The sequence below is a fragment of the Rahnella sp. RFA10(1/100) genome (assembly GCF_004195115.1).
Classification (GTDB): Bacteria; Pseudomonadota; Gammaproteobacteria; order Enterobacterales; family Enterobacteriaceae; genus Rahnella; species Rahnella perminowiae.
Genome location: NZ_SEWR01000002.1, coordinates 460,907 through 481,776, shown reverse-complemented (window position 1 = coordinate 481,776; position 20,870 = coordinate 460,907). Strand labels below are relative to the sequence as shown.

The window sequence follows — 20,870 nt, the reverse complement described above, 5'->3', positions numbered from 1 at the left end:
TAAAGTGCCGGAAATGCATCCGGCGCTTTATTCGGATTTCTTTCCTTTATATAGTTGCGATCTAATTCTGCTCGGCTTTTATTCACCCTCTCAATATTTGCCCCCGTTCCCTGCATTTGCGCCACAATTCTTGGCCGCTGACGACGATTTCTGCTTGTGTCCTGAGAAAGCCTAAGTAACATAGCAAAATCCCTATTTACAGGGTGTCCAATATTTCTTAGCCAACATATATAAAGAAAGAGAGAAATCTATGAGCGTTGTGCCTGTAGTCGACGTACTGCAAGGCCGTGCTGCGGTTGACAGTGAAGTCACCGTACGCGGTTGGGTACGTACCCGGAGAGATTCTAAAGCTGGTATCTCATTCGTCGCCGTTTATGACGGCTCCTGCTTTAATCCTTTACAGGCCGTCATCAATAATTCTCTGCCCAATTATCAGGAAGATGTATTACGTCTGACGACGGGTTGTTCAGTAGAAGTGACCGGTACTGTTGTCGCCTCACCTGGCGAAGGCCAGAGTTTTGAGCTGCAGGCAACTGCCGTCAAAGTTGTTGGCTGGGTGGATGACCCTGATACATATCCGATGGCGGCAAAACGCCACAGCATCGAATACCTGCGTGAAGTGGCTCACCTTCGCCCGCGCACCAACCTGATCGGTGCTGTTGCCCGTGTGCGCAACACCCTCTCCCAGGCCATTCACCGTTTCTATCATGAAAACGGTTATTTCTGGGTATCCACACCGCTGATCACAGCCTCCGATACCGAAGGTGCAGGTGAGATGTTCCGCGTATCCACCCTGGACTTGCAAAACCTGCCGCGTACCGACAAAGGCGAAATTGACTTCAGCGAAGATTTCTTCGGCAAAGAAGCATTCCTGACGGTGTCCGGCCAGCTGAACGGCGAAACTTATGCCTGTGCGCTGTCAAAAGTTTATACCTTCGGTCCGACTTTCCGTGCAGAAAACTCTAACACCAGCCGTCACCTTGCGGAATTCTGGATGGTAGAACCGGAAGTCGCATTTGCCACGTTGGATGACATCGCAGCACTGGCCGAAAATATGCTTAAATATGTTTTCAAAGCCGTTTTAGACGAACGTGCAGATGATATGGCCTTTTTCGCTGACCGTGTAGACAAAGATGCTGTTGCGCGCCTGGAGCGATTTGTAACATCCGATTTCGCCCAGGTGGACTATACCGACGCAGTAGAAATATTAATGAATTGTGGTCAGAAATTCGAAAACCCGGTTTCATGGGGCGTCGATCTTTCTTCTGAGCATGAACGTTATCTTGCAGAACAGCATTTCAAAGCGCCGGTAGTGGTTAAAAACTATCCGAAAGATATTAAAGCTTTTTATATGCGTATGAATGAAGATGGTAAAACCGTCGCAGCAATGGATGTTCTGGCTCCGGGCATCGGCGAGATTATTGGTGGCTCTCAGCGTGAAGAACGTCTGGATGTTCTGGACGCCCGTATGGCTGAAATGGGACTGAATAAAGAAGATTACTGGTGGTATCGCGATCTTCGTCGCTACGGTACTGTTCCGCATTCAGGTTTCGGCCTCGGCTTTGAACGTTTAGTCGCCTATGTGACCGGTGTTCAAAACGTGCGTGACGTGATCCCGTTCCCGCGTACCCCACGTAATGCAACCTTCTAATTAATTAAAATATTTTTAATTAACAGAATAGTTACAAAACTAAGGCCAGCTTTGCTGGCCTTAGTCATTTTCAAAGATAGATCCCTGTCACAAAGTTCCGTAAAATACACATTTTGAAATACATTTTTTCCAACTGAAACATATTTAGTAATTTAGTAGCATTTTCGCTATGGATTAAGCTCACCACGGATGGAATAGTGCGTTCAGACACAGGAGACACCAAACTTTCGCGAATAGTTCCGTAAAGAATTATTTAAGGCAGTGGCAGGTGTCCAAATAAAACCAATGAGGGTAATAATAATGATGAAGCGCAATATTCTTGCAGTGGTAATCCCTGCTCTGTTAGTTGCTGGTGCAGCTAATGCAGCTGAGATCTATAACAAAGACGGCAACAAACTGGATCTGTACGGTAAAGTTGACGCCCGTCACACCTTCTCTGACAATGCTGGCGACGATGGCGACCAGACCTATGTCCGTTTCGGCTTCAAAGGCGAAACTCAAATTACTGACCAACTGACCGGTTACGGCCAGTGGGAATACAACGTTCAGGCTAACCACGCAGAAAGCGCTGGCGACGAAGGTAACAAAACGCGTCTGGGCTTCGCAGGTCTGAAATTCGGTGATGCAGGTTCTTTCGACTACGGTCGTAACTACGGCGTAATCTACGACGTAATGTCCTACACCGACCAATTGCCAATCTATGGCGATGACACTATGTACCAGAACAACGACAACTTCATGATTGGTCGTGGTAATGGCATGGCAACTTACCGTAACAGCAACTTCTTCGGTCTGGTTGACGGCCTGAGCTTCGCAGTACAGTACCAGGGCAAAAACCAAAACGATCGTGATGGCCATGACTTTGCTGCTGATGGTACCGACTTGGGTGTTCCAGGAAGTGCAACTAAAGACCAGAATGGTGACGGTTGGGGTTCTTCGGTAGCTTATGCTATCGGCAACTCTGGCGTTAGCGTAAGTGGTGCTTACTTCTCATCTAACCGTACTAACTCTCAGAAACTTGATGGTAACGGTGACAAAGCTTCCGCATATGCATTGGGCGCGAAATATGACGCTAACAACCTGTACCTGGCAGCATTCTACGGTGAATCCGAGAACACCACCATCTATGGCGGAGACTTCAACCAAGTTGCTAACAAAACTCAAAACTTTGAAGTTGTAGCGCAATACCAGTTTGATTTCGGCCTGCGTCCTTCCATTGCTTACCTGCAGTCCAAAGGTAAAGATCTTAATGCGTTGGGTACTGGCTTTGCAGGCGGTGATGCTGACTTGGTTAAATACGTAGAAGTTGGTACTTACTACTACTTCAACAAAAACATGTCTACCTATGTTGACTACAAAATCAACCTGTTGGACGACAACAGCTATACCCGTACCGCTGGTGTTTCTACCGATGATGTTGTGGGTGTTGGTCTGCAATACCAGTTCTAATATCGCTTAACGATGCGCTTACGGGCGTAGCAAAGTGGATATCAAGGCAGAGCTTCGGCTCTGCCTTTTGCATTTGTGTATGTTTGAAAATATCGTTTTTCCACCCTCGCCCATAAATTATTTTAATCTCCCACGCCTTCTCACAACTCTGCTTTCTTTTTGCCGCAAACGGTTGGCAAACGGGGGCGCTGGCGTTACCCTGAAGCCCTCTTTCGTCATATCAGGCTATGGAATTTTCCGACATGTTTGAAAAAATCACTGCAGCACCTGCTGATCCTATTCTGGGTCTTACCGATCTTTTCCGCGCTGACGATCGCTCAGATAAAATAAATCTGGGGATTGGTGTTTATAAAGACGAAACAGGTAAAACGCCGGTTCTGGCCAGCGTGAAGAAAGCCGAACAATTTCTGTTGGAAAATGAATCTACTAAAACCTATCTGAGTATTGACGGGTTGCCTGATTTTGCACATTGCACACAGGAACTGCTGTTTGGCCAGGACAGCGCGATTATTGCTGATAAACGGGCACGTACCGCACAGACTCCGGGCGGCACTGGCGCTCTGCGTATCGCAGCAGATTTCATCGCTACGCAAACCAGCGCCAGGCGCGTGTGGGTAAGCAATCCAAGCTGGCCGAACCATAAAGGCGTGTTCTCTGCTTCAGGTCTGGAAGTCATGGAATACCACTACTATGATGCCGTCAATCACAGCCTTGATTTCGATGGCATGCTGAAAAGTCTGAGCGAAGCTAAAGCAGGCGACGTGGTACTGTTCCACGGTTGCTGCCACAACCCAACCGGTATCGATCCTACTCAGGAACAATGGGCACAACTGGCAGAATTGTCTGTGAGCAACGGCTGGTTACCGTTGTTCGATTTCGCTTATCAGGGTTTTGCAAAAGGCCTGGAAGAGGATGCGGCCGGTCTGCGTCTGTTCGTGGAAACACACAAGGAATTACTGGTCGCCAGCTCTTATTCGAAAAACTTCGGGTTATACAATGAACGCGTGGGTGCTTGTACATTAGTTGCGGCCGATGAAGAAACCGCCGATCGCGCCTTCAGTCAAATGAAATCGGTTATCCGTGCTAACTACTCCAACCCACCGTCACACGGTGCTGCGGTGGTAGCCACGATTTTGGGTAACGAAGCTTTGCGCACACTGTGGGAGCAGGAGCTGAGCGATATGCGTCTGCGTATTCATCGTATGCGTCAGCTGTTCGTCAGTACCTTGCAGGAAAAAGGCGCTCAGCAAGATTTCAGCTTTATTATCAATCAGAACGGGATGTTCTCTTTCAGCGGCCTGACCAAAGAGCAGGTATTGCGGTTACGCGATGAGTTCGGCGTGTATGCAGTCAACTCTGGCCGTATTAACGTTGCTGGCATTACACTCGAAAACATGGCACCGCTGTGTGAAGCCATCGTCGCGGTACTCTAAAAGATAAGTGGTGTTGCTCAATTAAAAAAGCCCGTCAGGTGGACTGACGGGCTTTTTGTTTTTGCTGATAAACAGCAAACGTCATCACCAGACCGGCATTTCATCCTGCAGGAACGGATTGGTTCTACGCTCATAACCAAAATCCGACATCGGGCCATGGCCGGGAATAAATACCATGTCATCGCCGAGCGGCAATAATTTCGTTTTGATGGAATGAATAAGCGCCTGATGGTCACCACGCGGGAAATCACTGCGGCCTACGCCACCTTTAAATATCACATCACCGGAAACGGCAATTCGCGCTTTATCATTGATGAAGACAATATGCCCCGGCGTATGGCCCGGGCAATGGAGTACGGATAAGATTTCCTCGCCGACATTCACTGAATCCCCTTCTTCCAGCCAGGTATCTGGCGTCAACGGATCACAATGGTCGAGGCCAAACATCTGGCTTTGGGTGGGCAGCGCATCCAGCAGGAATTGATCTTCTTTCTGAGGACCGATAACCGGTACCTGATAGTGAGCAGCAAGCTCTGCCGCTGCTCCTACGTGATCAAGATGACCGTGAGTCAGCAAAATTTGCGTAACCAATACACCTTTGGCAGAAACTTCCTGGATGATCCTTGCGGCTTCACCGCCCGGATCGACAATAGCAGCCTGATTGGTTTTAACACACCAAATCAGTGAACAGTTTTGGCTGAACGCCGTGACGGTAATTAAATGGATTTTCATAGAGCTCCACAAAATGGCCTGCACATTCCGGCAGGCCATTAATGACACACATCACCAGGTCCGCGCAGGGCCGGTATCGATGTGCACAAAGTTACTTCGTGGATAATATCCTACACCACCCATCCGCATTTTTAATGCGGCTTTGCGGATATTGCTCAGTTCGATGCCCTGGATGTGGAAATCCATTGCCTGCCCGAGGGTGTGATAACTGTGCTTCGCTACCCCGCTTCCTGGCTCACGCATGCTGTTGTTTGTCGCCAGTGAGCGGTAACCCGAAATCAGCTGGACCGGTTTATTGGTTCCGCCGAGCATCACCTGCAAACGATAGAGATGATCGAACAACGCGGGATCGATCGATTTTACCTTTTCCGCACGATAGTCTCTGAACAGATGATTCAACCGGGCCAACTCATCCTTGTTGTAACGCTTTCCATCAAAAAACTCGGTTTTGAGGGTTTCGCCGGTATTTATATTGTTAACCACTAAAATACGCGGACGAGGTGTGGAAAGAGTGGCGAATGCACGACCTGGAAGTAATGCAATCCCCATAGCGGCACTGCCTAATGCCAGCCATTTACGGCGATGTGTGTCGATTTCATTCATGAACAGTTTACTATCCGGTAAGAGAGTCAAAAAAAAGCTCTGATCTGAGCCGTTTTGAACCTTAACTGCCAATTTTCTGCGAGTCAAGGGGACCCATATAAGCAAAACGAGCGTGCCAGTGGCTCACGCTCGTCCGATGGCCAAATACTCTGACCCTTATCAGATTAGATTTACTGCATTTATTGAAGCAAAATTTCTGCCTGAGGCAGGATTTGTGCGCCGGATCTCACCGTTGAATCATAATTGTAAATATCTGTTCTGAACTGAGGCTTACCGTCATCTGCGACCCACGCCGTCAGATAAAACAGTTTTACCGGTATGTGATGGCGTATCGCTACATACGTGGTATTACCACCCTGCAATGTTGAAGAGATCCGCGTGTCATTCCAGCCCGCATCCTGCAATAACATATTGGCTAATTCAGACGCCTTATTCACCCTCACACAACCTGAACTCAGCGCACGAATATCTTTGCTGAACAGATTATGATTTGGCGTGTCATGCAGATAAATAGCATCAGAACTCGGCATATTAAATTTATACCGACCGAGGGAATTGCTCACGCCTGGTGCCTGACGGATGCGATATGGGAAATGGTTAGGCGATACCATTGCCCAGTCAATCATTGCAGGATCAATCACTTCCGCATCATTACTCCAGCCGGACAGCACCTGATAGCCATGTTGCTGGAAGTAACCGGGATTATTCATGGCTTTAGGCACGATATCTTCACGTATTAACGTAGTAGGCACATTCCATGGCGGATTGACTACCACATTATTCAGCGCACTGCTCATTAATGGCGTTTTACGACTTGGACGCCCGACAATCACCCGTGACGACAACACTTCATTACCATTGAGATAATAGGTGAGCTGATAGTTTGGAATATTCACCATGATGCCGGTGTTCACATTGCCAGGGAGAATGCGCAGGCGCTGAATATTCAGCGCCAGTAAGGTCGCACGCAATTGCGGAGAGGCATTCAGCCACTGACGGGTACGTCCGCCAATAATACCGTCAGCTTCCAGTCCCTGCCATTTTTGAAAACGTTTAACGGCCTCCACTAAATCCGGCGTGTACTGATTGTGAGCAACAGCAACCGGCGGGTGAGTTGCTGGCACTTCTGTCGACTGAACCGTTGGCAGGACATCTTGTACTGATGTTGCAGAAGGGCTGACGGCTGGCGTCGATTGCTGGGCCTTATCGGCGGTTTCATCAACAGACAGATCGTCATTTGCCGCGCTTCCCGGCGTGTCCGGAGCGATGGTTTCATCTGTCGGTTTAGGCACCTTGTTCTCTTCAGGCGATGCGACCATCATACCGGTGCGGGTCAGGATCTCCCGCAAAGCCGGGACATCGTCACTGATCTGATCCGGCCGCAAACTGGCTGATCCTGTCATGACCGGCCAGGGGCGATTATCCGCCAGCATGGTCTTCAACGCATCATGCATCTTGGTGTAATAAGGATGCTGTGGCGCGAGAGTCGACAAATAGTGTGACGTATTGCCCTGACGCACAGCCAGCTGCCATTGATTAATCACCGTCAGTGATGGCGTCGTCATTTTGTAAGGCGTGGAACTGTATAACCACTTATCCCCGTTGGCTTCCACGCTGCTCGTAAACTGTAAATAACCCAGCATCGCATCTGATAACACCACATCACGGGCCATGCCGGTGACTTGCGGATCCGTCAGCCATTTCACCCATTGCGTGAACTGAGGCTGGATACCAGATATGGCCAGTTCGGCCAGTTGCTGCTGGAATATCTGAACGGTTTGGCGATCGTTCCACATGGGCTGCATATGATTTGCAGCATAAAGCGAAGACAGAGAAGACAGATACAACGGCCGGATGCCTCTGGGCAATAATTCTGCCTGCAACTGACTCATGCTCTGCACACTTGACAGTGTCGTTTTTCCTAATGGCAGTGTGGGCACGGTAGCCCATGCAGCCAACCACGGCGACAGACCGCCCGCCAGCAAGCAGCTGGCGACTAAAAACCTGAGAGACCTTTGATTCATTAACATCTTCCCTTGCCTCCCGATAAGGTGCCCAATTTCATCCCCAAAACTGAGCCTGCAGCTCTTGGATTAAGTATATAAAGAGAATTCTTTTTTTGCGTAGGAACTCAATGAAATAGAGCCCGCATGTCACGTAAAGACTCTAAGTCAGCTGTCAGTTTAAATAAAGCCTTCCGTTACGTGTTTATGAGTTGTTTTTAAGCATTCGCCTATAAATTACACAACACTTTAGCTTTGCCTTGCGCGGTATTTAGAGCATCACTGTTTTTTAAACAAATATAAGTGAAATGGGGGTAATTCTAATAAAAAGCCCCGGCGATCATAGGCCGGGGCTTTTAAAATCAATCAGCTGTTTTATCTGAAAATAATCAGGAAACGTCAGCTTCCGTATTGACCAGAGCAGGCTGTTCAGCGGCAAATCCACGCAAACCAACGACGTGTACATGCTCATTATTGCCAAAGACTTTACGCACCAGTTTATACGTCGTCCCTTTTTCCGGGCTGATGTTTTCCGGTGCTGCGATAATCAGTTGCATTTCCAGACGGTCGCAAAGCTCAAACAGTGTGGCAATAGATTTCGCATCCAGACGCGCGGCTTCATCGAGGAACAGCAGACGACAAGGCGAAATATCCTTTCCTCGCATACGGCTCGACTCATCTTCCCAGCTCTGAACAACCATTACCAGAATCGACATACCGGTACCGATCGCTTCACCTGTTGACAGCGCCCCGCTTTCTGCGCGCAGCCAGCCATCCGAACCCCGGTTTACTTCCACTTCCATTTCGAGATAGTTGCGGTAATCCAGAAGTTCTTCGCCAATAGTTTGCGGTGTGCGCTGACCCATATCAATTTGCGGGTTCAGACGCTGATAGAGTTTCGCCAGCGCCTCCGAGAAAGTCAGACGGTTACTGCTGAACAAGTCCTGATGCTGTTCCTGCTGTTCAGAAAGCACATCCAGCAGTCCCGCATGCGCTTCACGCACGTTCACATTCAGACGGACGCTTTTCACCTGACCAAACGCCACTGCCTGCAGCCCCTGGTTAAGCTGACGAATACGATTTTGTTCGCGCTGAATGGTTTTGCGGATGATATTTGCCACGCTGCGGGAACTGATCGCCAGTTGTTGCTCACGGGCTGTCAGCTCTTCGGTCAGACGTCCCAGCTCGATTTCCATCTGTTCAATCGCTTCAACCGGATCATCGGTACGAATAATATCCTGGCGGATACGTTCGCGCAGATGCTGATAGACGGCAATATAGAACTGGATTTTACGCTCAGGGCGTTTCGGATCTTCGGACAGACGCAGCACATCGCGCAGATGTTCGTTATCAGACACCGCCAGACGCAGCGCACCCAGGGATTTATCTGACATGGAACGCAGTTCGTCGCCATCCATATAAGCCAGCTCACGGCGGTGCAGACGGCGTTCAACACCATTGTCTTTCACCAAACGCATCACCGCACACCAGCCCGCTTTTGCGGTCACAACCTGTTCGCGGCTCTGATGATAATCACGCTCAAGTTTGCGCAGTTTCTTCTGCAGGTTATCCATTTCTGCTTCGCAGAAGGTGATTTGCTTTTCGAGCTGATTACAGCGCGCACGGTTAGTACTGAGCGCGCTGTGCAGTTCGTCACGGCGGGTTTTGGCGCGTGCTTCCGCATTGGCATCCGCCTGAACGCCGATATCCTGTAATTCCTGACTCAGTTCCTTGAGCATATCGCGTTTGGCATCGAACGAACTTTTCAGCGAGGCCAGAACCTGACTGTACTGCGTCAGTTGCGTCTGATGCTGACGCATTTGTTCACGGGCGCGTGTACGTTCTGCTTCCGCATGTTCCAGACGCTGACGCAGTTTATCATTCAGGTCGCTGTTTTCATTGAGCATACCGGCAGAGTCGGTATAACTGAAGTGAGCACGGCGCTGAACCACTTCGGTCAGGGCAAATGCCTGCTGCTTCGCCAGTCGCTGTACATGCTGCGCCTGGGCGTAATCTTCTTTCAGTTGCTCATGCTGTTCCGGGTCGCTTTGCAGCACCGATACCAGCGGTTCCAGCTTGCTCAGTGAAACACCGTGCTGCTGAATGAAGCGGGCGCAATCCTGCGCCTCTTCCATCTCTTCACGAATTTCTTCGACCCGATCAATCAACGTCTCATCGCATAGCAAACCGACACGCGGCTGCAATTTATTGAGCATGCCGATAGCATCTTTCGCCAGCTCGTATTGCTGGCGCTGTTGCTGATTTTGGCCTTCATGCGCATTAATGGCGCGTTCCAGCTCACCGCGGCGTCCGCTCAGGGTACGGATTTCAGCTTCAGGATCGGCATCGAACGCCACGGCTAAATGGCTGCCGATAAAGCGGCTGAACGCCTGATGTGCGCGCTGAATTTTCTGCACATCAAACGACAATGTCGCATAACGTTCTGACAGGCTTTCGCGTTCTTTATGCAGGGTTTCCAGACGGTTCTCACGCGCCGCACGGCCAAACAACGGCACTTGCGGGAAGTGAGAATAACGCCACTGACGATCACCCGTTTTAACCAGTACCGCACCCTGCATTTCTTCCACTTCGAACACGTTGTCATCAAATGACTGCGGATCCCCTTCGATGAGATAGAGATCTTCCGGGCAATCATCCAGACCGTCAAGTTGGTCGCGGATCAGAGATAAATCAGGTACCACAATTGCGTGACGGGACGGACCATACAATGCGGAGAAGTAAGGCGCATCGTCGATGGTGACATCGTCGTAAATTTCCGACAACAATACGCCACCGAAACGTTCTGCCAGCGCGATCATGCGGGAATCTTCCGCACCACTCGGCTGGCTGAGGCGGGTAATTTGCCCTTCAATGCGACGTTTGCGGGCAGCCACTTCGTCACGCTCAACTGTCGTTTCGCGTTCCGTTTCCAGAAGTTGCTGCATGTATTCGGTCACCTGCTGACTGCTTTCCAGCGGTTCCTTACTTTGCTCGCTTAACTGACTGAGTGCTTCCTGCGCGGCCAGCCAGACGGGGGCACGGGCGGTCAGTTCACGAATGCGCGACTGAACACGTTCAAGCTCCTGGCGCATTTCCATGCGACGTTCACCTGCCTGCGACACCACACCCTGTAATTCTTCAATCTGAACTTCCAGCTCACGCTGCATTTCGTCCAGATCTTCAGGGTGCACATCCTGCCCCGTACGTTTGCAGAACTCCTGCAGCTGACGCTCAGCATCCTGCTGCTCACGCAGGCGGCCTTCAAGTTCGGACAACCGCATGCGCAGCGGTTCGACACGCTCAGCCTGATGCTGCCGGGAAGACCAGTCACGCAGTAATTCACGTGCCGTCTGCCAGGCTTCACTGCGGCTCACTTCACCGGCGATTTTCACCACCAACTGATAAGCTGTTTCAAACTGATTATGGGCGGCAGAAGCAACACTCATCTTCTGTTCCAGCATCAACAGGATTTCAGTGGCTTCCTGTTCTTTGCCCTGGAACGTTTCCAGCCATGTTTCACTGTTCTGAATGCTCAGATCGGGGATCTGACACAAGTCGCGCGCACGTTCAATCGCCTGTAACGCCTGCTGATACTGGATCGCACGGGTCTGCTGAACATCCAGCGCCTGCTGGTAATCGGCCAGCTGGCTTTTCAGCTCATCCACTTCCTGTTCAGCGGCCTCAGCGCGTGCTTCATATTCGGCGTGCTGCTCGCTGGCTTCGGCCACCACTTCGTTCTGCTCTTCCAGACGATACGTCAGCTCTTCGAGGTCACTTTCATAACGCTCGATTTTTTCCTGCTGACGCATCGCCGTCTGAACCAGACTCAGATGATCGCTGGCGGCCTGATAATCGGTTTCCAAATCGCTTTGCGAACCACTTTGTTCGGCCAGCTCACGCGCCATTTCGACATGACGATATTGTTCGCCGGATAACTGCTTGCGGCTGCTAAACAAATCATTACGCAGCACAAGCGCACCATCGAGATGAATGCGGCGCTCATTGGCATGACGCATATAGTCTGCGGCTACGTAAGACGTTGCTTCAGAAATCAGATGCTTAAACAGATCGCGGTCAGATTGCGTCACGCGGATCGCTTCCAGCGTCATGCGGTTTTCACGCAGCGCCGCTTCCATATCCTGGAAAGCTTTACGCACACCACTGTTTTCCGGCAACAAATAGTCGCGCAGGGAACGAGTGATGGCACTGGAAATACCGCCGTAAAGTGAGGCTTCAATCAGACGATAAAATTTACTGCGGTCGGATGCTGAACGTAAACGACGCGGAATCACACCCAGATCAAACATCAGGGCATGATAATCAGTAATGGAGTTGAACTGCTTGAACTGTACGCCTTCCATTGCCTCAACGCGATCTTTCAGCTCCTGCAAAGGCAGCACGCGGGCCTGACGTTCACCGACCGTCTCGGTCAGCATTTCTGTCGGATTCACCGCAACCGGCAAACCCTGAATGGTGAAAGGTTTGATATCGACTTTACGGTCACGGCCGGCGACCTGCTGCAGGCGAACCCCCACAACAATGCGCTGGTGACGCGAGTTCACCACATCCAGAACCGAGTAACAGACACCCGCACGTAATTTACCGTGCAGACCTTTATCACGTGAACCGGAGGTGGCGCCCGCTTCCGTTGTGTTACGGAAATGCAGTAACGTCAGATCGGGGATCAGGGCGGTGACGAAAGCCGCCATTGTGGTGGATTTACCCGCCCCGTTGCCGCCGGAAAGCGTGGTGACCAGTGAATCAAGGTCAAACGTACGGGCGAAGAACCCGTTCCAGTTAACCAGCGTCAGTGAGCGAAATTTACCGCGTTCAATCATTCCTGTTCATCCTCTGCGCTCTCATGCCCTTGCTGCCCTGCCAGCGGTTCGCCGTCCTCACTTTCGTCATTCAGTGACAGCGCGCTGTCGACAGGCATCGCTTCACCGTCGCGGATCATCCGCAACTGTGCTTCGCGCGCGTCATCGCCGCTGCGGACATCCGCACCAAAACGGAATACCGCTTCGGTGATACGGAACTTGCTGCTGTCAACACCCATGAAATACACCATACCCAGACGGCGCAGGCGATTGAGCGACGTACGAACTTTGTCCTGCAACTTTTGGCGATCCAAATCTGAGCCGGTTGAGCGCTGATTGACGTATTTGAGTAATTTACTTTCATCCGCCAGGCTCAGTAATTCGTCGTACAGTTCCTGCTGAGTAAAAATTCCCTCATGCGCCAGACGTTCCGGGCTCAGATACAAATAGCAGAGAATTTTCCCCACCATCATATCCAGTTCAGATAACACTGAACGCGGGATAAGCGTGGTCGAGCGCGGACGCAGATAGAAAAAACCTTCCGGTGCCCGGATTAATTCCACATTGTAGCGGCTGTAAAAGAGTTCCATTTCTTCCTGATAATCCATCAGAAAAGCATGGTTATCCAGTTCATCAATGCCAATATGACGGCCAGAACGCAGCTGACTGTCGAGAGCAGGAAACACTGAGTTTGCCAGTGCCTGCGCCAGCTTAGCTGGCATTATGTGTTCAATATTTGTCGATGACATGGGCCTGCACCTTGGCTCCGTAATCATTGATTGCCTGCCATTCAGCATGCAATCCTGAAAAATCTGCTTCAGCCACACCAAGGCGCACGGCCTGGTCGACCACAATTCGCGCGACATCAAAATGTCGGGCACGCGGATACTGTTTAAGGTATTCGCGCATTACCATGCCCAGATTGAGCGGCGTTTTTTGTTGCTGATAAACCTGTAAGGCCTGTTCAATCAATGCCGCAAGTTGTTCGCGGATTTCGTTAAACTCTTCAAACTCAAGATCTGGCGGAAGTTCGCCGGTCACTTCTTCGCTACGCAGGGCCAGTTCTTCATCACGCATATCCAGCAGACGATCGGCATTGGCGAACGTCAGCGTCCACGGCTGATCAAAGTAGTTCTGCACCGACTGGCGCAGACGTTGCGCAAACACCCGGTTTTTATCCATATCGATGGCGGTACGGATAAATTTATGCACATGGCGGTCATAGCCAATCCACAGGTCAATTGCCTGCTGCCCCCAGCTGGTAATACGGTCGAGTTTGTTCTGCAAGTCGAAAACCAGTTTGTCGACAAAGCTCAAATCGAGTTCGACCATCGTGGCATCCTGAATACGCATAAGATGCGCCTGTAACAGGTTACCGGCGGCTTCTAACGTATCCTGCAATTCACGCAGCGTGCCCGAGGTTTCTGACAGGAGGATTTCACAACTGGAAATTGCCGCGCGCCAGTCTTTATTCAGCAACGCGGCAATGTCATCTTTCACGCCCTGCTGCTGTTCGTCCATGACCCTTTGCGTCATATCGATGCTGTCAAAAATTTCAGCAACGGAGTATTTCAGTGGCGCGTAAACATTGCGATGCCAGTGGAAATCATCGCCACCCTCTTCGGCTGCATCCGCCGCACGCTTGAGTTCCTGCGCCACAATCGACAATTGCATAGACAACCGCAACGTAGAGAATTCACGCTGGCGGATGTAATAATCTGAAATGCCGATCGCCAAAGGCGTCAGGCGATAGATAGCATTACCGTCAGCCAGTTCACTGACGAAACGGTTGAGCAAACGCTGACGCACCATGTCATTGATGGCATTATTGGCACGTACGGTGATGGTTTCGTTTGTCTGCTCAAATCCCTTGCTGACGTGACGAAATGCATCGACCAGTTCACCCTCACTCATTTCCCCATCAAGGCGCTCGCTGTTTAATGTGGCAATCGCCAGAAGAAAAGCCAGCCGCTCCGTTGGCAGCGAAATTGAGAAATCATTTTTTCGTGCCCAGGCGACCAGTTCGGGTACAGTCTGGGAAAATTCGCTCATAATTCGTCCTTCAGAATGGGTTTGTGCGCCATCACGTGGATGTAACGTCCCAAACTAACAAAAGGTTCCTGGCGGCAATAACGCTGCTCCAGCGCCAGAAGCTCGTCAAAATCCTGTTTATGTTGTTGTCTGTTTCGCAAATAATCATGGAACACTCTAACACCGGTCTTGCCGCTGATCTGCATTCCAAGTTCTTCCAGCCACTGATAAACCTGAGCCGGTTCCAGTGGGTGATCGGGTAGCAGGGAGCTTTTTTTGATTTTTGGCACACCGGCTTCAACATGACCGAAATTGCCGAGGATCATATGCCGCATGACCAGACCGTGGATATTGTAAAACATCAGCGATAATGCCCCGCCCGGTGCCAGGCAATCTACCAGCGCAGCCATTGCCTGCTGTGGCTCTGCCAGCCATTCGATGACCGCATGGAACAATATCAGATCAACCGGTTGTTCCAAATGTTCGGCGATATTCTGAGCCGGACATTGTACAAATTGCATGTTGTTGCTCACACCTTTTTCCAGCGCAGCAGCCTCAGCGCGCCGGATCATCTCACCGGAAAGATCACACAACAAGACCTTATGTCCTAAAGCTGCCAGTTCGCAGGCCATTTGTCCTTCCCCGCCGCCCGCATCAAGGATACGCAATGGCCGCTGAGGCAAAGTCTGTAATAAATCATGCAAATCCTGACCCAGCACAGCCTGACGGATACGTCCCTTTGTTGTGCCGTAGATATTGCGCGAGAATTTCTCGGCCATATCGTCGAAATTACGATCCTGCATGAAATGAACCCTGCTTCTGAAAACAATTTGGTGAATGATGGCTGTGCGGCAATGCCGGGTGAAGTGCTATTTTGGCACAGGCTGGCATAGAATAAATCATCCTGACGCGGATTCACGCCCGGATGTCGTTTTTTCACCCAAAAGGATCGGTTTCTGATGTTATTTACTCTAAAAAAGACGCTGGGAGGCCTGCTATTACCTCTGCCATTTATTCTGCTTCTCATGGCGATAGCACTGGTATTGCTGTGGATAACCCGGTGGCAAAAAACCGGAAAAGTGTTTTTTTCACTGAGTTGGCTGCTTCTGTTGCTGCTCAGCCTGCAACCTGTGGCGGATAACCTGCTCCGCCCCATTGAATCGGTCTACCCGACTTATCAGGCTGACGGCCATGCGCCGGTAAAATATGTCGTCGTACTGGGTGGGGGTTATACCTATAATCCGGCGTGGGCACCGAGTTCTAATCTCATCAGTAACAGTCTTCCTCGCGTGGCCGAAGGGATCCGCATTTACCGGGCAAACCCCGGTTCGAAAATGATCTTCACCGGTGCGCGGGCCATGACCAATCCGGTGAGCAGCGCTGCGGTTGCCGGAAAAGTGGCGGAGAGTTTAGGTGTGCCGCAAAGCGATATTATTTTACTCGACAGGCCACGGGATACACATCAGGAAGCTTTACAGGTGAAAGAAATGCTGGGAGAGCAGCCCTTTGTGCTGGTGACATCGGCTAATCATCTGCCGCGGGCGATTATTTTTTTCCGGCAACTGGGACTGAATCCGATTCCGGCGCCGGCAAATCAACTTGCGATAGATTCCCCGCTCAATCCGTGGGAAAAAGCATTACCACAGGCACTGTTCCTGTCTCACAGTGAGCGGGCATGGTATGAAACGCTGGGGCGCATATGGCAATGGATAACACTGCCGGCACCCGCTGCGAAGCCGCTCAGTTAAGCCACGGCAACAGTTGTTGTCGTGCATAATCGAACTGACGGCGATCGAGCTTGCCGGTATGGATCAGATGTGCGACAGATTCCCACACCAGATACAACCAGCGACGGGCAAGGAACGTTTCCGAAACGGGTGCTTTGTGGAGATAACCAAACAGCAGTTGCTCGCTCATTCCTTTTTCCCACAATCTGAAGAGATCAAACTCGCGCGGCGCCCATAACACGGTGCCGGGATTAATCATCGCCAGTAACTGATCGCTGCGCGGATCTTTGAGCATGCTGCGTAGCGAAAGATTACCGTGAACCAATACCGGTGTATCGTCAAATCCTTCAAACAACGCAGGGATACAGGCACGGGAACGGAAAAGCAGCGTACGATCTTCAGGGGTGAGTTCAGGGGCCTGTAAATGGGATAACGTTGCCCACAATACTTCGATCCTCTGCGGGTACCAATTTTCCCAGCGATTTTCCTGAGTGCTGTCTACCGAACCGACACAACCGTGACTGTCAATCCGGTGCCACGCCAGCATCGCCTCGACAATTTGCTCCTGCAGTATTTGCCAGCGCTCAGGAGTACGTGTTGGTGCTTCCGCCGATACGCCGCGCAGACGCTCAATGAGCAAGATTTCCTGATACGGTTTCTGATGCGTGGTGACCATGCCATAAACCGCCGGCACCCGTACCACGCCCTCCCGTGCCAGCATGGATAATTTATAAGCCTCCTGCCCGGCGATTCCCTGACAGACAAAACTCTTCGCCATCAATGGCATCGCATAACCCTGCTCATCATAGAGAGAGAAAAGATGCGCATAAGGCTGCTCACTGACACATTCGAGACGGGATAAACGCTCGCCCAGCACAATACTCAATTCGGCTTTTAGCTGTTCCATAACGTGTTCGCAGTGACAAATAAATTAACGTTTATGATGAAAGCTTCAGGAAAGGATTACCCCGTGTCAGATCAAATAAAAACCGGATAGTCAGGACAGAAACAGGAAGGCAGTACGCAAAACGAAAAGAGAACAGAAATGACAAAACGGAATGCCGGAACATTCCGCTTTTATGAGCACTTATACCTTGTCGGATCAGGAATTTTTATGGCCCAAAATCACGCGCACACGTTCCAGATCCTCAGCGGTATCAACACCCACAGAAGGAATGGCCTTCGCTACATCAACGTGGATTTTTTCACCGTACCACAGTACCCGGAGTTGTTCGAGTAATTCAATGTGCTCCAGTTTAGTCGGTTCCCATTTCACATACTGGCGAATGAAACCGGCACGGTAAGCATAAATACCGATATGACGGAGGAAGACATCACCGACTGTTTCTTTCGACACGGCAAAACGTTCACGTTCCCACGGAATGGCAGCACGGGAAAAATACATGGCATAGCCTTTGGCATCCCGAACCACTTTTACCGCATTCGGGTTAAACGCTTCTTCCGCTGTTTCAATCGGCACAGCCAGTGTCGCCATTCCTGCTTCACTGTTTGCCAGATTATCCGCCACCTGACGGATAATAACAGGCGGGATCAGCGGCTCATCACCCTGCACATTGACGATGATTTCATCATCAGCAAAGTGACATACCTCGATCACTTCAGCCAGACGTTCGGTGCCTGACTGATGGTCAGCTCGTGTAAGGCAAACTTCACCGCCAGCAGCTTCAACCGCCGCCACAACGTCAGGATGATCTGTCGCAACAATTACACGTTTAGCCCCGGACTCCAGCGCACGCTCCATCACATGCACAACCATAGGTTTACCGTTGATATCGGCCAACGGCTTACCCGGTAAACGGCTTGACCCGAAGCGGGCCGGGATGATGGCAACAAAACTCATGGGTGTGTCTCATCAACAGAAAGCGGTCGGGCCTCGTTTTCTAATAATACGGGAATCCCCTCACGCACTGGATAAGCCAGGCTGTCTGCCTTACACACTAATTCCTGCGACTCTTTATTAAAGTAAAGCTTCCCGTTACAGACGGGGCACGCAACGATTTCAAGCAAACGGTGGTCCATAAATTCCTCCCGGAGGCGAATACACCGCATTTTCAGCAAGGTGCAACGCAAAAAAGCATTGGAAACACAACATAGCGGTTCAAGAGAATAGCATAACGCCGCACCGCACGTTAATTCTCACTGATCCTCAAATACGGCCTCAAAAAGTTACGTTTTTGTAAAAAAATATCTTCGTGGGAGGATTGCGTTGCCCAATTTGTGGGAGTAGAATTTTTTCTGTGATGCAAGTCACACTATCAACCCTAAACATGAGCTCTAAAAATGAAAACCATTAACAAAATCATCGCTATGTTCGCTAACTTCAGCCACTAAGCTGAATGTCACCTGCAATCATCGTGAAATAACGGCTGCCTGATGCAGCCGTTTCATTTTATAACCTCAAATCTGCCAGTCTTTTCCCCAAAGCGCCGTTAGCGTTTCAGGTACATTCACGATTTTGACTTTTTCAGCTCCCTGCCACTGTGCAAAACGGCTGATTGCTCCGTGTATATCTTTTGCCCTTCGTGAAGCCATCGTGACATCCGGCTCAAGATGCAGGCTTTTCACTTCCAGTATTTTTTCTTTGCGATGCATTTTTGCATCCACCCTGCCAATCAGCTCACCGCGCTGCAATAAGGGAAGTGTGAAATATCCATACTGGCGTTTTGCTTGTGGGGTATAACATTCGATCCGGTATTCGAAATTAAATAACGTCGACACACGTTTACGATCCCATACCACCGGATCAAACGGTGAAAGCAGCGTGGTGACGGTTGAACCGATCCGTGATTTGACGGCTTGTTGCAGGAGGGGAAACTGTTTGCGATGAACATAATAAGTACCTTCGAGCCCGGTCACTTCGATCGGTGTAATCTCCTCATCTGCCAGCAATTGTGCAATCACAGCCTTGGTATTCACGCGCCTGAGGCGGTAGTAGTCCGCCAGCCATTCAGGTTTGAAGATGCCGAGATATTGCGCCGAACGCCGCAGCATCTGTTGTTCCGCCACGGCCTGTTCAAGCGTTTGGCTCGCATCGTCCCAGCCTGGCATCACCCGTTCAGCAAGGTCGTAAACCCGATGAAAATTACGCCGCTCTGACACCATCAGTTTCCCGGTGGTAAACAACGTTTCCAGATGCTTTTTATGCGGCTTCCAGTCCCACCAGCCACTGGCAGACTTCTTGTCTGCACTGAAGTCTGCCGAACGTACAGGCCCCTTGTCGGCAATATGGCTCAACAGCGCCGCAATATCCGTCTGATGTTCATCAAACCAGGCTTGCGAAAATTTCCACCCCATTCCCTGAGGATTCAGCATCCGGTGGCGCAGGAGTCCGTAATCTTCGCTGGGAATAAAACAAGCCTCATGTGCCCAATATTCGAATATTTTTCCTGCTGAGAGTGCCTGTTCCAGCCACTGAGGATCGTAATTACCTAAGCGGCTAAACAGCACAAGATAAGGACTACGCGCAACGACACTTATGGTATCGATTTGCAGTAAGCCCATATCACGGATCGTGTCCACGACATCCGCTGCAACAGGCTTTCGGGTGACAGGCTCAAGAAGATTTTGCGCAGATAAATGCAGGGCGCGGGCTGAAGCAAGAGATATAACCGGGTGAGACATATCGGTATCCGTGGCAGCAATTTAACTGCGGATACCGATAGCATATTTTTACCGGAGCGTAAAATTCAACTCAACGGTGAACAACAAAACCGGACTCAGAATGCAATAACATCAGCCGCGGAAGGGCCGTGTGCTACGCTGCGGTAAGTGGTGAACTCAACCTTCTGACCGGCACTCAGAGATTTATTACCCGTATTTGCGATGGAAGTACGCTGAACATAAATTTCAGAAGAACCATCGAGCGGACAAATAAAACCGTAGCCTTTAGCCTGGTTGTACCATTTAACTAAACCCATTTTTAACATCATAATTTCTATCCTTTCTTTTGGGCATCCATGAACACACTTTTTTATTATTGTTCGGATGCGTTTGCCCATTGCTAAGTTATTTTTTTATAAAAAACCTCTAATGAGCGAATTTGTTTTAACGATTATTTTTATAACTTTCGCGACATCATATACACGTCGCATTGACCTTTTCAGGTATGAAAAACCCGCCATCCGGCGGGTTTTGCGCTGCTAATATGATGAACGATTAACGTTGTTTCATATCATTACGCTCGTCTCTTTTCAGAGCGCAATAACGTTAGCAGCAGCAGGACCGCGCGGGCTATCCTGAATGGTGTATTCTACACGCTGGCCTTCTGCCAACGTCTTGAAACCCTCGGTTGCGATTGCGGAGAAATGTACGAATACATCCTTACCGCCATCAGCTTGCTCAATAAAACCAAAACCTTTGCTTTCATTGAACCACTTAACCTGACCATTTTTCTTAGACATATT

At 50.2% G+C, this 20,870-nt stretch carries 17 protein-coding genes; 4 read left to right on the top strand and 13 right to left on the bottom strand.

Features of this window, described 5'->3' with window-relative positions; translation table 11 throughout:
• The first annotated feature begins 250 nt into the window (after positions 1 to 250).
• The 3 genes from asnS (at position 251) to ETV65_RS08815 (ending at position 4,533) form a co-directional block, all read left to right on the top strand.
• Positions 251 to 1,651, top strand: a complete 1,401-nt coding sequence (asnS, locus tag ETV65_RS08825; RefSeq protein WP_129952506.1) for an asparagine--tRNA ligase — start codon at positions 251 to 253, stop codon at positions 1,649 to 1,651.
• A gap of 300 nt (positions 1,652 to 1,951) precedes the next feature.
• Positions 1,952 to 3,100 (top strand): porin OmpC, encoded by a 1,149-nt coding sequence (gene ompC, locus ETV65_RS08820; protein WP_269154561.1) that lies wholly within the window; start codon positions 1,952 to 1,954, stop codon positions 3,098 to 3,100.
• Between the two features lie 242 nt (positions 3,101 to 3,342).
• Positions 3,343 to 4,533: an amino acid aminotransferase gene (locus ETV65_RS08815; RefSeq protein WP_129952505.1), complete on the top strand. Its 1,191-nt coding sequence runs from the start codon at positions 3,343 to 3,345 to the stop codon at positions 4,531 to 4,533.
• 84 nt (positions 4,534 to 4,617) lie between these two features.
• Here ETV65_RS08815 and ETV65_RS08810 read toward each other — a convergent pair whose 3' ends face one another.
• From ETV65_RS08810 to cmoM, 7 genes are all read right to left on the bottom strand, one after another.
• Positions 4,618 to 5,265, bottom strand: coding sequence for an MBL fold metallo-hydrolase (locus tag ETV65_RS08810; RefSeq protein WP_129952504.1), 648 nt, complete (start codon positions 5,263 to 5,265; stop codon positions 4,618 to 4,620).
• 51 nt (positions 5,266 to 5,316) lie between these two features.
• Positions 5,317 to 5,868, bottom strand: a complete 552-nt coding sequence (locus ETV65_RS08805) for a YcbK family protein (RefSeq protein WP_129952503.1) — start codon at positions 5,866 to 5,868, stop codon at positions 5,317 to 5,319.
• A gap of 179 nt (positions 5,869 to 6,047) precedes the next feature.
• Positions 6,048 to 7,898, bottom strand: coding sequence for a L,D-transpeptidase (gene ldtD, locus ETV65_RS08800; protein ID WP_129952502.1), 1,851 nt, complete (start codon positions 7,896 to 7,898; stop codon positions 6,048 to 6,050).
• A gap of 362 nt (positions 7,899 to 8,260) precedes the next feature.
• Entirely contained in the window at positions 8,261 to 12,709 is a 4,449-nt protein-coding gene (gene mukB / locus ETV65_RS08795) for a chromosome partition protein MukB (protein ID WP_129952501.1), read from the bottom strand.
• Positions 12,706 to 13,437 (bottom strand): chromosome partition protein MukE, encoded by a 732-nt coding sequence (gene mukE, locus ETV65_RS08790; protein ID WP_129952500.1) that lies wholly within the window; start codon positions 13,435 to 13,437, stop codon positions 12,706 to 12,708. The genes mukB and mukE overlap by 4 nt, the downstream gene beginning before the upstream one ends.
• Complete coding sequence (gene mukF / locus ETV65_RS08785; RefSeq protein ID WP_129952499.1) at positions 13,418 to 14,740, bottom strand: chromosome partition protein MukF; 1,323 nt, start codon at positions 14,738 to 14,740, stop codon at positions 13,418 to 13,420. The genes mukE and mukF overlap by 20 nt, the downstream gene beginning before the upstream one ends.
• On the bottom strand, positions 14,737 to 15,522 hold the full coding sequence (gene cmoM / locus ETV65_RS08780) for a tRNA uridine 5-oxyacetic acid(34) methyltransferase CmoM (RefSeq protein ID WP_129952498.1): 786 nt from the start codon (positions 15,520 to 15,522) through the stop codon (positions 14,737 to 14,739). The genes mukF and cmoM overlap by 4 nt, the downstream gene beginning before the upstream one ends.
• 156 nt (positions 15,523 to 15,678) lie before the next feature.
• On the opposite strand from cmoM, the gene elyC reads away from it, so the two are divergent.
• Positions 15,679 to 16,467: an envelope biogenesis factor ElyC gene (gene elyC / locus ETV65_RS08775; RefSeq protein WP_129952497.1), complete on the top strand. Its 789-nt coding sequence runs from the start codon at positions 15,679 to 15,681 to the stop codon at positions 16,465 to 16,467.
• Here elyC and ETV65_RS08770 read toward each other — a convergent pair.
• The 6 genes from ETV65_RS08770 to ETV65_RS08745 all read right to left on the bottom strand — a co-directional run bounded on the left by ETV65_RS08770 (position 16,460) and on the right by ETV65_RS08745 (position 20,867).
• Positions 16,460 to 17,353 carry a YcbJ family phosphotransferase gene (locus ETV65_RS08770; protein WP_129952496.1) on the bottom strand — a complete coding sequence of 298 codons (894 nt, stop codon included), beginning with the start codon at positions 17,351 to 17,353 and terminating at the stop codon, positions 16,460 to 16,462. The two genes, elyC and ETV65_RS08770, sit on opposite strands and share 8 nt — an antisense overlap.
• 195 nt (positions 17,354 to 17,548) lie before the next feature.
• Positions 17,549 to 18,307, bottom strand: coding sequence for a 3-deoxy-manno-octulosonate cytidylyltransferase (kdsB, locus tag ETV65_RS08765; protein WP_129952495.1), 759 nt, complete (start codon positions 18,305 to 18,307; stop codon positions 17,549 to 17,551).
• Positions 18,304 to 18,486, bottom strand: coding sequence for a Trm112 family protein (locus ETV65_RS08760; protein WP_013574842.1), 183 nt, complete (start codon positions 18,484 to 18,486; stop codon positions 18,304 to 18,306). Before ETV65_RS08760 ends, kdsB begins: the two co-directional genes overlap by 4 nt.
• 378 nt (positions 18,487 to 18,864) lie before the next feature.
• A complete protein-coding gene (locus ETV65_RS08755) occupies positions 18,865 to 20,088 on the bottom strand; it encodes a winged helix-turn-helix domain-containing protein (protein ID WP_129952494.1) in 1,224 nt (407 codons plus the stop codon).
• 95 nt (positions 20,089 to 20,183) lie between these two features.
• Positions 20,184 to 20,396: a cold-shock protein gene (locus tag ETV65_RS08750; RefSeq protein WP_095922608.1), complete on the bottom strand. Its 213-nt coding sequence runs from the start codon at positions 20,394 to 20,396 to the stop codon at positions 20,184 to 20,186.
• 261 nt (positions 20,397 to 20,657) lie between these two features.
• Positions 20,658 to 20,867: a cold shock domain-containing protein gene (locus tag ETV65_RS08745; protein WP_129952493.1), complete on the bottom strand. Its 210-nt coding sequence runs from the start codon at positions 20,865 to 20,867 to the stop codon at positions 20,658 to 20,660.
• Positions 20,868 to 20,870: the final 3 nt, after the last annotated feature.